Origin of the sequence: Serratia sp. CY40230, from assembly GCF_052168835.1 — a bacterium.
In the GTDB taxonomy this organism is placed as follows: Bacteria; Pseudomonadota; Gammaproteobacteria; order Enterobacterales; family Enterobacteriaceae; genus Serratia; species Serratia nematodiphila.
This window is the reverse complement of sequence record NZ_JBJNLX010000006.1, coordinates 64,340-78,878: the sequence shown is the minus strand read 5'-3', so window position 1 is coordinate 78,878 and position 14,539 is coordinate 64,340. Positions and strand designations below refer to the sequence as shown.

Here is a 14,539-nt window from a genome sequence, read left to right as displayed (position 1 = left end):
TAGTGGTGCCTATGGACGTCTCCGATCTGCTCGACAGCCTGAATGAAAAACAACGTGAAGCCGTGGCGGCGCCGCGCAGCAACCTGTTGGTTCTGGCCGGAGCGGGCAGCGGCAAGACGCGGGTGCTGGTGCATCGCATCGCCTGGCTGCTGTCGGTGGAGAACTGCTCGCCGTATTCGATCATGGCGGTGACCTTCACCAACAAGGCGGCGGCGGAAATGCGTCACCGAATCGAACATCTGATCGGCACCAGCCAGGGCGGCATGTGGATCGGCACCTTCCACGGCCTGGCGCATCGTCTGTTGCGCGCCCACCACCTGGAAGCCAACCTGCCGCAGGATTTCCAGATCCTCGACAGCGATGACCAGCTGCGGTTGCTCAAGCGCATCATCAAGGCGCTGAACGTCGACGAGAAGCAGTGGCCGCCGCGTCAGGCGATGTGGTACATCAACGGCAAGAAAGATGAGGGCCTGCGCCCGCAGCACGTCGAAACCTACAACAACCCGGTGGAGGCCACCTGGCTGCGCATCTACCAGGCCTATCAGGAAGCCTGCGATCGCGCGGGGCTGGTGGATTTCGCCGAGCTGCTGCTGCGCGCGCACGAGCTGTGGCTGAACAAGCCGCATATCCTCAACCACTACCGCGAGCGTTTCACCAACGTGCTGGTGGATGAATTCCAGGATACCAACAGCATCCAGTACGCCTGGATCCGTTTGCTGGCGGGCGGCAACAGCAGCGTGATGATCGTCGGTGACGATGACCAGTCGATCTACGGCTGGCGCGGCGCGCAGGTGGAAAACATCCAGCGCTTCCTGAAAGATTTCCCCGGCGCGGAAACCATCCGCTTGGAGCAGAACTACCGTTCCACCAGCAACATCCTGAAAGCGGCCAACACCCTGATCGCCAACAACGACGGGCGCATGGGCAAAAACCTGTGGACCGAAGGCGGCGAAGGTGAACCGATCTCCATCTACTGTGCCTTCAACGAACTCGACGAAGCGCGCTTCGTGGTCAACCGCATCAAGACCTGGCAGGACAACGGCGGGGCGCTGAACGACTGCGCTATCCTGTACCGCAGCAACGCCCAGTCGCGCGTGCTGGAAGAGGCGCTGCTGCAGACGGCGATGCCGTACCGCATCTACGGCGGCCAGCGCTTCTTCGAACGCCAGGAAATCAAGGATGCGCTGGCTTACCTGCGTCTCATTTCCAACCGCAACGACGACGCAGCCTTCGAGCGTGTGGTCAACACCCCGACGCGCGGCATCGGCGATCGCACCCTCGACGTGGTGCGCCAGGCGGCGCGCGATCGCCAGCTGACGCTGTGGCAGGCGACGCGCGAGCTGATGCAGGACAAGGTGTTGGCCGGCCGCGCCGCGTCGGCGCTGCAGCGTTTCATCGAACTGGTGGAATCGTTGGCCCATGAAACCGCCGATATGCCGCTGCATGTGCAGACCGACCGGGTGATCCGCGACTCCGGGCTGTTCATCATGTATGAACAGGAGAAGGGCGAGAAGGGGCAGGCGCGTATCGAAAACCTCGAGGAACTGGTGACGGCGACGCGCCAGTTCAGCTATCAGGACGAAGATCAGGATCTGATGCCGCTGCAGGCGTTCCTGTCGCATGCGGCGCTGGAAGCGGGCGAAGGCCAGGCCGACGCCTATCAGGACGCGGTGCAGCTGATGACTCTGCACTCGGCCAAGGGGCTGGAGTTCCCGCTGGTGTTTATCGTCGGCATGGAAGAGGGCATGTTCCCGAGCCAGATGTCGCTGGATGAAGGCGGCCGTCTGGAGGAGGAGCGCCGTCTGGCCTATGTGGGCGTAACGCGCGCCATGCAGAAGCTGACGCTGACCTATGCCGAAACGCGCCGTCTGTACGGCAAAGAGGTTTATCACCGGCCGTCGCGCTTTATCGGCGAACTGCCGGAGGAGTGCGTGGAAGAAGTGCGCCTGCGCGCCAGCGTATCGCGCCCGGTCAATCACCGCCGCATGGGCACGCCGATCAGCGAGAACGATACCGGCTATAAGCTGGGCCAGCGCGTGCGCCATCCCAAGTTTGGCGAAGGCACCATCGTCAATCTGGAGGGCAGCGGCGAGCACAGCCGGCTGCAGATCGCCTTCCCGGGTGAAGGCATCAAATGGCTGGTGGCGGCCTACGCGCGTTTGGAAACGGTCTAACGAGAGAGGCGTTGCAGGGGCAAGCCCCTGCAATCGTTCACGATCAGTGAGGGTAGCGGTCGCCGACCTGTGCGGTGGCGTACCAGCGCATCACTGCTTCGGTACCTTCGCCGCCTTCCTGCGGCGCCCACGGCATGCAGTCTTCTTCGGTCAGCGCCTGATACGGTCCCTGCTTCACTTCGAACACCACGCCGCCGGCATCGACCGACAGCACCGCATGCCAGGTAAAGGCCGGCATCTCCAGCACTTTGGTTTCTTCGCCGAGCAGGGTGCGCTGCGTCACGACGCCGTCATCGTTGAACTGTAACACGACAAAACGGCCGCGCAGCGGCGTCAGCAGCTCCCAGGTTTGCGGGTGGCGGTGCGGGCGGATATAGGTGCCGGGTTCCATGGCGATCGCCAGGCGTTGCACCGGGTCGCTCAGCTCTTCATGTAGGGTGCGGTGCGCGCGCAGGCGGGCCACGCTGGCGGCCTGTTCGCTCATCGCGGTCAGTTCATGGGCGGTAATCTGTTTCATCGTTAAAATCCGCATGCTTGTCGTACCATTAGGGTGATGTCATCTTAGCAACATTCTGGGAGGTGGTAAGCGATCGCCGCGACTTTTTCAGTACGGTTTAAGCGCCATTTCTGCCATTGATCATCGTGATGATTTGTTGCGCAATTATCCCGCCTAACGTGTTGACAGGCTTTTTCTTCTCGGCGTAACATGCGCGCACTATTATCATTGAGGACAGACGCCTTGGACACACCCAGTAGATACTGGCTCACTGACCTGCGCCGCAGGTATAACTTCTAAGGCTCTCCGTTTTTGCTGATAGCCTTCGTGGTTGTCGGCGACCCCGCAAAGCGTCGCTATGAGTCAGATCTCTTCATGGTCTGAAACAAATCGGTGATACGCATCCCCTCTGTTTCTGTGCTTCAACGCGTTGTCCGCACCCGTTACCTTCACGGAGTTTTGGCACATGCTGAGCGCTTTTAAATTAGATAACCGCCGCTTGTCCCGTCTGGAACTGGACGACTCGGATGATCTCACGTCATCGCTGTGGGTTGATCTGGTCGAGCCGGAAGAGGGCGAGCGTGAGCGCGTGCAGAATGAGCTGGGACAAAGCCTGGCGACGCGTCCCGAACTGGACGACATCGAAGCCTCCGCCCGTTTCTTCGAAGACGAAGACGGGCTGCATATCCACTCCTTCTTCTACTTTGAAGATGCGGAAGATCACGCCGGCAACTCCACGGTGGCGTTCACCATCCGCGACGGCCGCCTGTATACCCTGCGCGAGCGCGAACTGCCGGCGTTTCGCCTGTACCGCATGCGCGCCCGCAACCAGACCATGCTCGAAGGCAACGCCTACGAACTGCTGCTGGATTTGTTCGAAACCAAGATTGAACAGCTGGCGGACGAGATAGAGAACATCTACAGCGATCTGGAACAGCTCAGCCGGGTGATCATGGAAGGGCATCAGGGCGACGAATACGACGCCGCGCTGTCGACGCTGGCGGAGCTGGAAGATATCGGCTGGAAGGTGCGTTTGTGTCTGATGGATACCCAGCGCGCGCTCAACTTCCTGGTGCGCAAGGCGCGTTTGCCGACCGGCCAGCTGGAGCAGGCGCGTGAAGTGCTGCGCGACATCGAATCCCTGCTGCCGCACAACGAATCGCTGTTCCAGAAGGTGAACTTCCTGATGCAGGCGGCGATGGGCTTCATCAACATCGAACAGAACCGCATCATCAAGATCTTCTCGGTGGTGTCGGTGGTGTTCCTGCCGCCTACGCTGGTGGCCTCCAGCTACGGCATGAACTTTGAATTCATGCCGGAACTGAAATGGTCGTTCGGCTACCCGGGGGCCATCACCTTGATGATCCTGGCGGGTCTGGCCCCTTACCTGTACTTCAAGCGCAAGAACTGGCTGTAACCCGGCGGCGCCGGGCTCAGCGCAGCTTGCGCTGGGTATAGAGCGCGTCGAGGGTGAACAGGATCAGCGCCGCCCAGATAAAGCCGAAGGTCACCAGCTTGTCCTGGCCGACGGTCTCGCCGTAGAAGGTGACCGCCAGCAGGAACATCAGCGTCGGGCCGAGATACTGGAAGAAACCGAGCGTCGACAGGCGCAGCCGGGTAGCCGCCGCGGTGAAGCACAGCAGCGGCACGGTGGTGACGATGCCGGCGGCGACCAGCAGCAGGTTCAGCGACCACGGGTTGGCGCTCAGGTGGCTGGTGGGGCTGTCGGCGAACAGGAACAGGTAGCCCGCCGCCACCGGCAGCAGCCACAGCGTTTCAATCAGCATGCCGGTCTGCGCGTCGATGGCGATTTTCTTGCGCAGCAGGCCGTAGAAGGCAAAGCTGAACGCCAGGCCCAGACCGATGATCGGCAATGAGCCGAACTGCCAGAGCTGCACCAGCACCCCGGTGAACGCCAGCGCCACCGCCACCCACTGCATGCGGCGGAAACGTTCGCCGAGAAACAGCATCCCCAACAGCACGTTAACCAGCGGGTTGATGAAGTAGCCCAGGCTGGCTTCCAGCATATGGTGGTTGTTCACCGCCCAGATGAACAGCAGCCAGTTGCCGCCGATCAACAGCGCGGTGACCGCCAGCAACAGCAGCCGTTTGCGGTTTTGGCAGGCGGCGCGCACTTTCGGCCAGCTGCGGCCCAGCGTGATCAGCGCCAGCATGAAGAAAAACGACCAGATGATCCGGTGGGTGAGGATCTCGTCCGCGGATACTTGCTGGATCAGTTTGAAATAGGCCGGGGCGATGCCCCACATAAAATAGGCGGCCAGGGCGAAGAAAATGCCCTGACGCGTTTGCTTTGCGTCCATGACGTCACTCTGGTGGGGAACGTAAGATGCGGTGAGTGTACTGAAGTCGCTCACCGCACACAATCATCAGCCGACCAGATAGGTGGCGGTAGCGGTGGCGATATGCAGGCCGTCGTGGTTATGCAGTTCTACGCGCGCGACGGCGACCTTGTTGCCGCTGCGCAGCACGCTGGCGGAGGCGACGAAGTGTTCGCCGCGGCCGGGGCGCAGATAGTCGACGCGCAGATCGATGGTGCCCATGCGCGACAGTTTGGCGGCGATCTCTTCTTCGATCAGCGGTTCCATGCGCGTCAGCACGCCGCCGGCGCAAGCCAGCCCGGCGGCGACGTCGAGCACCGCGGCGATCACGCCGCCGTGCAGAATTTCCTGCGCGGCGTTGCCCACCAGCTTGCGCTGGTTGGTGAAGCTCAGCTCGACGTAGTCATCGTCGAAGCGGCGCAGCTCCAGGCCAAGCTCGCGGTTGAACGGCATGTGGTAGACAAAGATTTCGCCGATCTTGCGGCGGGCGGCTTCCAGGGTCAGAGCAGTGGTCGACATAGCGGGTTTCCGTTTTTCTTTTGCGTTTTAAGGGAGCTAACTGGTCAGTCCAGGTTAATGGAATGTTGATTTTATGCTTAACCTTTGTTGCTTTCCAGACTATTCCAATAAAACCGGACCGCGCTGCGGTAAATCCTCCTTTGTGTGTAAAATGGCCTGATTTTTTCCGGGCTTGCCCTTTTTCGTTGGAGTAAGGAGAGGTTATGCGCATTTTGTCAGGGATCGTTTCCGCCACGCTGCTGATGCCGGCGCTGGCATTGGCTGAGGAAGCCAAAGAGCAGCAGATTCACGATAAGCCGGCGGTGCGCGGCAGCATTATCGCCAACCTGCTGCAGGAGCACGATAATCCATTCACGCTGTATCCTTACGATCCCAATTACCTGCTGTACACCGACACCAGCGATATCAACAAAGAAGCCATCAAGACGTACAACTGGGCCGACAAGGCGCGCAAGGACGAGGTGAAATACCAGCTTAGCCTGGCGTTTCCGCTATGGCGGGGCATTGCCGGCGACAACTCGGTGCTCGGCGCGTCTTATACTCAGCGCTCCTGGTGGCAATTGTCCAACCGCGGCGAGTCTTCGCCGTTCCGCGAGACCAACTACGAACCGCAGCTGTTCGTGGGGTGGGCGACCGATTACCGCTTTGCCGGCTGGACGCTGCGCGATGTTGAAATCGGCGTTAACCATCAGTCTAACGGCCGCTCGGATCCGACGTCGCGCAGCTGGAATCGCGGCTATGCGCGGCTGATGGCGCAAAATGGCAACTGGCAGGTGGATCTCAAGCCCTGGTTCCGCTTCTCGGAGAGCTCGAGCAACGACGACAACCCGGACATCACCAAATACATGGGATACTACCGGTTGAAGGTCGGTTACGCCTGGGGCGACAGCGTGTTCAGCGTCGACAGCCACTACAACTGGAACAGCGGCTACGGCGGCGCGGAACTGGGCTGGAGTTACCCGATCACCCGCAACGTGCGTTTCTATACCCAGGTGTTCAGCGGCTACGGCGAATCGCTGATCGACTACAACTTCCGGCAGACACGGGTGGGCGTTGGTGTCATGCTGAACGATATTATGTAATCATACCCGGTGGGTGTGTACCGATGAAAAAATGGGGAAGTGTGTGTCAACCGCAGCAGTGATTAACAGAGAGTTGCTGGCCGAGCAGGTATTGCGCGATACCTTTGGCTACCAGCAATTCCGCCCGGGCCAACAAACGATTATCAACGCCGCGATCGGCGGGCAGGATTGCCTGGTGGTGATGCCGACCGGCGGCGGCAAGTCGCTGTGTTACCAAATCCCGGCGCTGGTGATGGACGGCCTGACGCTGGTCGTTTCCCCGTTGATCTCGCTGATGAAGGACCAGGTCGACCAACTGTTGGCCTACGGCGTTTCCGCCGCCTGCTACAACTCGACGCAAACCCGCGAGGAGCAGCTGGACGTTATGGCCGGTTGCCGCAACGGCACCATCAAGATGCTGTACATCGCGCCGGAGCGGCTGATGATGGAAAGCTTCCTCAACCTGCTCGATCACTGCCCGCCGGCGATGCTGGCGGTGGATGAGGCGCACTGCATCTCGCAGTGGGGCCACGACTTCCGGCCGGAATACCGCGCGCTGGGTCAGCTGAAACAGCGCTTCCCGTCGATGCCGGTGATCGCGCTGACCGCCACCGCCGACGAGGCCACCCGCGGCGATATCGTGCGCCTGCTGTCGCTGCAGGACCCGCTGGTGCAGGTCAGCAGCTTCGACCGGCCGAACATCCGCTACACGCTGGTGGAAAAATTCAAACCGCTCGATCAGCTGTGGCGCTTCGTGCAGGATCAGCGCGGCAAGAGCGGCATTATCTATTGCAACAGCCGCGCCAAGGTGGAAGACACCGCCGCGCGCCTGCAAAGCCGAGGGCTGAGCGTCGGCGCTTATCACGCCGGGCTGGACAACGATCGCCGCGCCCAGGTGCAGGAAGCGTTCCAGCGTGACGATCTGCAGGTGGTGGTGGCCACCGTCGCCTTCGGCATGGGCATCAACAAACCCAACGTGCGTTTCGTGGTGCATTTCGACATCCCGCGCAATATCGAATCCTATTATCAGGAGACCGGCCGCGCCGGGCGCGACGGCCTGCCGGCCGAAGCCATCCTGCTGTACGATCCGGCCGATATGGCCTGGCTGCGCCGCTGCTTGGAGGAGAAACCCGCCGGGCAACAGCTGGACATCGAGCGCCACAAGCTGAACGCCATGGGCGCGTTCGCCGAGGCGCAAACCTGTCGTCGTCTGGTGCTGCTCAACTACTTCGGCGAAGGCAAGCACGAGAACTGCGGCAACTGCGATATCTGCCTCGATCCGCCCAAGCGCTACGACGGGCTGGAGGACGCGCGCAAGGCGCTGTCCTGCGTGTATCGCGTCGGTCAGCGCTTTGGCCTCGGGTACATCGTGGAAGTGCTGCGCGGCGCCAACAACCAGCGTATCCGCGAATATGGCCACGACAAGCTGCCGGTGTACGGCATCGGCCGCGATCAGACCACCGAACACTGGACCAGCGTGCTGCGTCAGCTGATCCACCTGGGTTTTATCACCCAGAACATCGCCATGCACTCGGCGCTGCAATTGACCGAGGCGGCGCGCCCGGTGTTGCGCGGCGAGGTGGCGCTGCAGCTGGCGGTGCCGCGCATTCAGAGCCTGAAGTCGCGCAGCAGCGCCAACCAGAAATCCTACGGCGGCAATTACGATCGCAAGCTGTTTGCCAAGCTGCGCAAACTGCGCAAATCGATCGCCGACGAAGAAAACATTCCTCCCTACGTGGTGTTCAACGACGCCACACTGCTGGAAATGGCCGAACAGATGCCGATCAAGGCCGGCGATCTGCTGAGCGTCAACGGCGTCGGCCAGCGCAAACTGGAGCGTTTCGGCGCGCCCTTTATGGCGATGATCCGCGACCATCTCGACAATGATGAAGACTGAGGGCGATAAATCATGCTAATGCTGTTTCTCACCGTGGCGCTGGTGCATCTGATTGCGCTGATGAGCCCGGGGCCGGACTTCTTTTTCGTGTCGCAAACCGCCGCCAGCCGTTCGCGCCGCGAGGCGATGATGGGCGTGGTCGGCATTTCGCTCGGCATCGTGGTGTGGGCCGGCGTGGCGTTGATGGGGCTGCACCTGATCCTGCAGAAGATGGCCTGGCTGCATCAGATCATCATGGTCGGCGGCGGGATGTACCTGTGCTGGATGGGGTGGCAACTGCTGCGTTCCGCGCGGGCGCAGCAAGCCCAGCCGGCAGCGGAGGCCCAGGTGGCGTTGCCCAAGGCCGGGCGCAGCTTTATTCGCGGCTTCCTGACCAATCTGTCCAACCCGAAAGCGGTGATCTATTTCGGCAGCGTGTTCTCGCTGTTCGTCGGCGACAGCGTTGGCGCCGGAGCGCGCTGGGGGCTGTTCTTGCTGATCGTCGCCGAGACCTTCGTCTGGTTCAGCCTGGTGGCGGTGGTGTTCGCGCTGCCGGCGATGCGCCGCGGTTATCAGCGGTTGGCCAAGTGGATAGACGGGGTGGCGGGCGTGCTGTTCACCGGCTTCGGGTTACACCTGATCTTTACCCGCTGATCGGCGGTGACATGCCCAAGGCCGAGCAGCGATGCCCGGCCTTTTTTGTCAGGCTTTGCGGGCAGTCGCCAGCAGCCCCGCCACCAGAATGAACAGCGAACCGAACAGTCGGTTGAGCAACTGCATCTGGCGCGGCGTTCTCAGCCAGCCGGCGATGCGCGTCGCCAAAGTGGCGTAACCGATCATCACCAGAATATCCACCACCACGGTGGTGACGCCGAGCACCAGATACTGCTCGGCCTGCGGCTGATTAGGCAAGATGAACTGCGGGAACAGCGCGGCGAGAAACACGATGCTTTTCGGGTTGGTCAGGTTGACCAGCACCGCGCGGCGGAACAGACGGCGGCGCGGCATGCTGCCCGCCAGCGCATGCAGATCCAGCGCGCCGGCGGCGCGCCACTGCTGGATGCCGAGCCACACCAGGTAGGCGGCGCCCAGCCATTTCAACAGTTCGAACGCCAGCAGCGATTGCGATATCAGCGCGCCGAGACCGATGCCCACCAGCACGATGTGCGCGCTCAGCCCGACCTGCAGCCCGGCTATCGAGGCGGCGGCGCCGCGATAGCCGTGGCTGATGCCGGTGCTCATGGTATTGATGGCGCCTGAGCCGGGGGAAAGGCTCAGGATAAGCGTGGTCAGCAGATAGGTTAACCACCAGTCCAAGGTCATGGTGCTTCGGCTCCCTGAAAGTGTCGTTTTGTGCCACAATGCGCCGAGGCGGCGCCGTTTTTGTCAGAATTGAATCACAATACGCTAGTATGATTTCTTGTGCCAGCGGTCACATTTTCCGCCGGCCCCACAGGGAAAACGCTCTCGATGACCTCGTTCACTCTCAGCTCCGATGACTGGTTAACGCGTGAAACGCAGTTCGCTGCCTTCGCCACCGGGCCGCTGTTGGATTTCTGGCGGCAGCGCGAAGAAGGCGAATTCAGCGGCGTGGACGGCGTGCCGATCCGCTTTGTGCGCTTCAGTTCTGCGCGGCATCAGCGGGTGGTGGTGGTCAGCCCCGGCCGCATCGAAAGCTACGTGAAATACCCCGAGGTGGCCTACGATCTGTTCCACTGCGGCTACGACGTGGTGATCGTCGATCATCGCGGCCAGGGGCGCTCCGGGCGTTTACTGGCGGATACGCACCGCGGTCATGTGGTAAACTTCGCCGACTACGTGGATGATTTCGAACAGCTGTGGCTGCGCGAGGTCGAATCGCACGGTTATCGGCAGCGCTTCGCGCTGGCGCATTCGATGGGCGGCGCGATCCTGGCGCAGTTCCTGCAGCGTCGGCCGCAGGCGTTCGACGCGGCGGCGTTTTGCGCGCCGATGTTCGGCATCCGGTTGCCGATGCCGGGTTGGCTGGCCGATCGCATTCTCGACTGGGCGGAGACCCGCCCGGCGATCCGCGACTATTACGCGGTGGGCACCGGCCAGTGGCGTCCGCTGCCCTATGTGGTCAACGTGTTGACCCATAGCCGCGAGCGTTACCGGCGCAGCCTGCGTTATTATGCCGATTACCCCGAGCTGCAGGTGGGCGGGCCGACCTACCATTGGGTGCGGGAGAGCATCCGCGCCGGCCGGCAGATTATCGCGCAGGCCGGGAAGATCACCACGCCGCTGTTGCTTTTGCAGGCCGGTGAAGAACGGGTAGTCGACAACCGTTCGCACCAGGCTTTTTGTCAGGCTCTGTCATACGCGGGGCGCCCTTGCGAAGGGGGGCTCCCGTGGGTTATCAACGGCGCACGCCATGAGATCCTGTTCGAGCGGGACGCGCTGCGCGCCGAAGCACTGAACGCAATTCTGCGCTTCTTTGCTCAACACTTAGGCGGCGCGCTGCCGCCGACAACTCCATCAGAGGTTAGAACATAACGCTATGTATCACGTCGTCGCTTCCGATTTAGATGGCACGCTGCTGTCTCCCGACCATACCCTGTCGCCGTACGCTAAAGAAACGCTGAAGTTGCTGACTCAGCGCGGCGTGCATTTCGTGTTCGCCACCGGCCGCCACCATATCGACGTGGCGCAGATCCGCGACAGCCTGGAGATCAGCGCCTTTATGATCACCTCCAACGGCGCACGGGTGCACAACACCGCCGGCGAACTGATTTTCAGCCACAACCTGGACGGGGATATCGCCCGCGATCTGTACGGCATGCTGCACGACGATCCGGATATCACCACCAACGTCTACCGTAACGACGATTGGTTTACCAACCGCGAAAGCCCGGAGCAGGAAGAGTTCTTCCAGGAGTCGGTGTTCAAATATCAGCTGTTTGAGCCGGGCCTGCTGGAAACCGACGGCGTCTGCAAGGTTTACTTCACCTGTGAAGATCACGAGCGGTTGCTGCAGGTGGAAGACGCCATCAACGCGCGCTGGGGCGATCGGGTCAACGTCAGCTTCTCGTTCCCGACCTGCCTGGAAGTGATGGCGGGCGGCGTGTCGAAAGGGCATGCGCTGGAAGAAGTGGCCAAGATCATCGGCTATACGCTGCAAGAGTGCATCGCCTTCGGCGACGGCATGAACGATCTGGAGATGTTGTCGATGGCCGGCAAGGGCTGCATCATGCGCGACGCGCATCAGCGCCTGAAGGACATGCTGCCGGAGCTGGAAGTGATCGGCTCCAACGTCGATAACGCGGTGCCGCACTACTTGCGCAAGATGTTCCTCTGAAATAACCATTAAATAATAAGGGCGCCTCGCGGCGCCCTTGGCATTACTTGTGCTGGCCCTGCTTCTGCAGGAACTGCACGCCCTTGTCCGGGAAGTCGGTGAACACGCCGTCGACGCCGGCCTGGTTGTAAATCACGTCATACAGCTGGTTCACGTCGGTCACGTACTTCGGCAGCGCATCGGCGCGGATGGTGAACGGATGCACCGCCAGCTTGCTGGCGTGCGCTTCTTTCACCATGTCGGTCAGCACGATGTGGCCCGGCTTGGATTGATCCGCCACCACCAGCATGTGGTAGTCCGGCCCGATGCCGTCGGCATACTGAGCGATTTTCTTCATCGCGCCCGGTTTGAACATCCAGTCGTAGTCGTATTCCACCCACTTGCCGTCGGCTTTCTGCTCGTAGGTTTCCTGCCAGTCGTTGTAGGCGATCAGCTGCACCAGCTTCAGATCCATGCCCAGCTTCGGCTCCAGCTCGTTCTTGATGCGCTTGAGCTCGTTGGCGTCGAAGCACTGCAGGTAGACGTTGTCGTTTTTGCCGGTGTAGCCGTACTGCTTGAGCACCGCCAGCACTTTACTGGAGATGTCTTTGCCTTCCTGTTTGTGGAACCACGGCGCCTTGATTTCAGGGTAGATGCCGATGTTCTTGCCGGTCGAATGGTTCAGACCCTGCACGAACTCGATCTCTTCCTGGAAGGTGTGCACGCGGAAGTCGGATTTGCCCATCGGGAAGCGGCCAGGGTAGCCCTGCACCTTCTTGCCGTTTTCGATTTCAAAGCCTTCGGTGAACTTCAGCGATTTGATCTCCGCCAGCGTAAAGTCGATGGCGTAATAACGGCCGTCTTTACGCGCGCGGTCCGGGAAGCGTTCGGCGACGTCGGTGACGCGATCGAGGTAATGGTCGTGCAGCACCACCAGCTCGTTGTCTTTGGTCATCACCAGATCTTGCTCGAGGTAGTCAGCGCCCTGCGCGTAGGCCATCGCCTTCGCCGGCAGAGTGTGTTCCGGCAGGTAGCCGCTGGCGCCGCGGTGGGCGATCACCACTTTGTCCGCCGCCTGCGCGGCGCTGACCATTGAGGTGGCGAGAATGATCCCTGTCAGCAGGGCTTTGACTTGAGTCCGCATTCCGTTTTCTCCGTGTTGTTGGGGGCAGGGTAGTAAAAAGGCCGCAGGGCGGCCTTTAAATCATGCAAAAGTCGTGTGACGCTTAGCCGCGTTTGCCGGCTGCGATTTCCGCGTGGTGTTTCTTCTCGTTCAGCATGGTCAGCAGCAGCAGGATAACCGCCAGCACGCCGCCGCCGATCATCACCATGAAGCCGCCGTCCCAACCGAAGAAGTCTACGGTGTAGCCGACGATGGCGCTGGCCGCGACCGAGCCGCCCAGGTAGCCGAACAGGCCGGTGAAGCCCGCGGCGGTGCCGGCGGCTTTCTTCGGCGCCAGCTCCAGCGCGTGCAGGCCGATCAGCATCACCGGGCCGTAGATCAGGAAGCCGATGACCAGCATACAGATCATGTCCACGGTCGGGTTGCCGGCTGGGTTCATCCAGAACACCACGGTGGCGATGGTCACCAGCGTCATGAAGAACACGCCGGTGGCGCCGCGGTTGCCTTTGAACACTTTGTCCGACATCCAGCCGCACAGCAGAGTGCCCGGGATACCGGCGTATTCATACAGGAAGTAGGCCCAGGAAGACTTGTCCAGCGCGAAGTGCTTCACTTCTTTCAGGTAGGTCGGCGACCAGTCCAGAATGCCGTAACGCAGCAGGTAGACGAACACGTTGGCGACCGCGATGTACCACAGCAGCTTGTTCGGCAGGATGTACTGCATGAAGATCTGCTTGGCGGTCAGTTCTTCTTCGTCTTTTTCGCTGTAGTCGTCCGGATAGTCGTTTTTGTACTCTTCAATCGGCGGCAGGCCGCAGGATTGCGGGGTGTCGCGCATCAGGGCGAAGGCGATCAAGGCCACCAGGATGGCGCCGAAGGCCGGCATGTACAGCGCCGCGTGCCAGTCGTTGAACCAGGCCATGCCCAGCAGGAACAGCAGCGGCGGCAGGCCGCCACCCACGTTGTGGGCGCAGTTCCAGATGGAAACGATGCCGCCGCGTTCTTTCTGCGACCACCAGTGCACCATGGTACGGCCGCACGGCGGCCAACCCATGCCCTGGAACCAGCCGCACAGGAACAGCAGGACGAACATGATGGCGATGCTGGAGGTGGCCCACGGCACGAAGCCCATGAACAACATCACCGCCGCCGCCAGGATCAGGCCGGCAGGCAGGAACACTCGCGGGTTGGAACGGTCGGAGACCGAACCCATGATGAATTTGGAGAAGCCGTAGGCGATGGAGATGCCCGACAGCGCGAAGCCGAGGTCGCCGCGGCTGAAGCCTTGTTCGATCAGGTAAGGCATGGCCAGGGTGAAGTTCTTACGCACCAGATAGTAAGCGGCGTAACCGAAGAAGATCCCCAGGAAAATTTGCCAGCGCAGCTTACGGTAGAGCGGGTCTACCTTATCGCTCGGCACACGGGCGATGTGTGCGGCCGGCTTAAAAATACTCAACATGAGCGCCTCCGATGGCTTTATCTGTTATCACATCAATATGACCTTTTACGTTCATTTGATGATTGAGCGGATATCGAATGTGGTGTTTTTGTGTTCCATAACGAGCGCCATTGTCGACAAATACGCCTGGTGTCGCTGTGACGAATGGCGCAATTGTTACACTTTCATGAAACCACGGCGGATTTTGAGCGATTCGT

The 14,539-nt window shown here is 61.0% G+C and carries 13 protein-coding genes; 7 read left to right on the top strand and 6 right to left on the bottom strand.

Features of this window, described 5'->3' with window-relative positions:
* Positions 1 to 11: 11 nt before the first annotated feature.
* Entirely contained in the window at positions 12 to 2,174 is a 2,163-nt protein-coding gene (gene uvrD / locus ACJ8IJ_RS20590; protein WP_160125821.1) for a DNA helicase II, read from the top strand.
* Positions 2,175 to 2,217: 43 nt separating this feature from the next.
* On the opposite strand, the gene ACJ8IJ_RS20585 is transcribed toward uvrD, so the two are convergent.
* On the bottom strand, positions 2,218 to 2,691 hold the full coding sequence (locus ACJ8IJ_RS20585) for a WbuC family cupin fold metalloprotein (RefSeq protein ID WP_004934257.1): 474 nt from the start codon (positions 2,689 to 2,691) through the stop codon (positions 2,218 to 2,220).
* Between the two features lie 445 nt (positions 2,692 to 3,136).
* Here ACJ8IJ_RS20585 and corA point away from each other — a divergent pair, with 445 nt between their 5' ends.
* The gene (gene corA / locus ACJ8IJ_RS20580) at positions 3,137 to 4,087 is read left to right on the top strand and encodes a magnesium/cobalt transporter CorA (RefSeq protein ID WP_004934262.1); all 951 of its coding nucleotides are present in this window, start codon (positions 3,137 to 3,139) and stop codon (positions 4,085 to 4,087) included.
* A gap of 16 nt (positions 4,088 to 4,103) precedes the next feature.
* Here the strand turns inward: corA and rarD are convergent, their stop codons facing one another.
* Positions 4,104 to 4,991 (bottom strand): EamA family transporter RarD, encoded by an 888-nt coding sequence (rarD, locus tag ACJ8IJ_RS20575; RefSeq protein ID WP_049186144.1) that lies wholly within the window; start codon positions 4,989 to 4,991, stop codon positions 4,104 to 4,106.
* 66 nt (positions 4,992 to 5,057) lie between these two features.
* Positions 5,058 to 5,528: a thioesterase family protein gene (locus tag ACJ8IJ_RS20570; protein ID WP_004934267.1), complete on the bottom strand. Its 471-nt coding sequence runs from the start codon at positions 5,526 to 5,528 to the stop codon at positions 5,058 to 5,060.
* Positions 5,529 to 5,731: 203 nt separating this feature from the next.
* Here ACJ8IJ_RS20570 and pldA point away from each other — a divergent pair, with 203 nt between their 5' ends.
* From pldA to rhtC, 3 genes are read left to right on the top strand one after another with little or no spacing between them, the layout of a single operon-like run.
* Positions 5,732 to 6,610, top strand: a complete 879-nt coding sequence (pldA, locus tag ACJ8IJ_RS20565) for a phospholipase A (RefSeq protein ID WP_004934270.1) — start codon at positions 5,732 to 5,734, stop codon at positions 6,608 to 6,610.
* Positions 6,611 to 6,653: 43 nt separating this feature from the next.
* Positions 6,654 to 8,486 (top strand): ATP-dependent DNA helicase RecQ, encoded by a 1,833-nt coding sequence (gene recQ / locus ACJ8IJ_RS20560; protein ID WP_004934274.1) that lies wholly within the window; start codon positions 6,654 to 6,656, stop codon positions 8,484 to 8,486.
* 12 nt (positions 8,487 to 8,498) lie between these two features.
* Positions 8,499 to 9,119: a threonine export protein RhtC gene (gene rhtC / locus ACJ8IJ_RS20555; RefSeq protein WP_004934276.1), complete on the top strand. Its 621-nt coding sequence runs from the start codon at positions 8,499 to 8,501 to the stop codon at positions 9,117 to 9,119.
* 48 nt (positions 9,120 to 9,167) lie between these two features.
* Here the strand turns inward: rhtC and rhtB are convergent, their stop codons facing one another.
* The gene (rhtB, locus tag ACJ8IJ_RS20550) at positions 9,168 to 9,788 is read right to left on the bottom strand and encodes a homoserine/homoserine lactone efflux protein (RefSeq protein ID WP_004934282.1); all 621 of its coding nucleotides are present in this window, start codon (positions 9,786 to 9,788) and stop codon (positions 9,168 to 9,170) included.
* Between the two features lie 147 nt (positions 9,789 to 9,935).
* Here rhtB and pldB point away from each other — a divergent pair, with 147 nt between their 5' ends.
* Positions 9,936 to 10,979: a lysophospholipase L2 gene (gene pldB / locus ACJ8IJ_RS20545; RefSeq protein ID WP_442518888.1), complete on the top strand. Its 1,044-nt coding sequence runs from the start codon at positions 9,936 to 9,938 to the stop codon at positions 10,977 to 10,979.
* 4 nt (positions 10,980 to 10,983) lie between these two features.
* The gene (gene yigL, locus ACJ8IJ_RS20540) at positions 10,984 to 11,781 is read left to right on the top strand and encodes a sugar/pyridoxal phosphate phosphatase YigL (protein WP_004934290.1); all 798 of its coding nucleotides are present in this window, start codon (positions 10,984 to 10,986) and stop codon (positions 11,779 to 11,781) included.
* 43 nt (positions 11,782 to 11,824) lie between these two features.
* Here yigL and glpQ read toward each other — a convergent pair whose 3' ends face one another.
* Both glpQ and glpT read right to left on the bottom strand, forming a co-directional pair.
* Positions 11,825 to 12,904 (bottom strand): glycerophosphodiester phosphodiesterase, encoded by a 1,080-nt coding sequence (gene glpQ / locus ACJ8IJ_RS20535; RefSeq protein ID WP_015376272.1) that lies wholly within the window; start codon positions 12,902 to 12,904, stop codon positions 11,825 to 11,827.
* A gap of 82 nt (positions 12,905 to 12,986) precedes the next feature.
* Positions 12,987 to 14,342, bottom strand: a complete 1,356-nt coding sequence (glpT, locus tag ACJ8IJ_RS20530) for a glycerol-3-phosphate transporter (protein WP_004934295.1) — start codon at positions 14,340 to 14,342, stop codon at positions 12,987 to 12,989.
* Between the last annotated feature and the right edge of the window lie 197 nt (positions 14,343 to 14,539).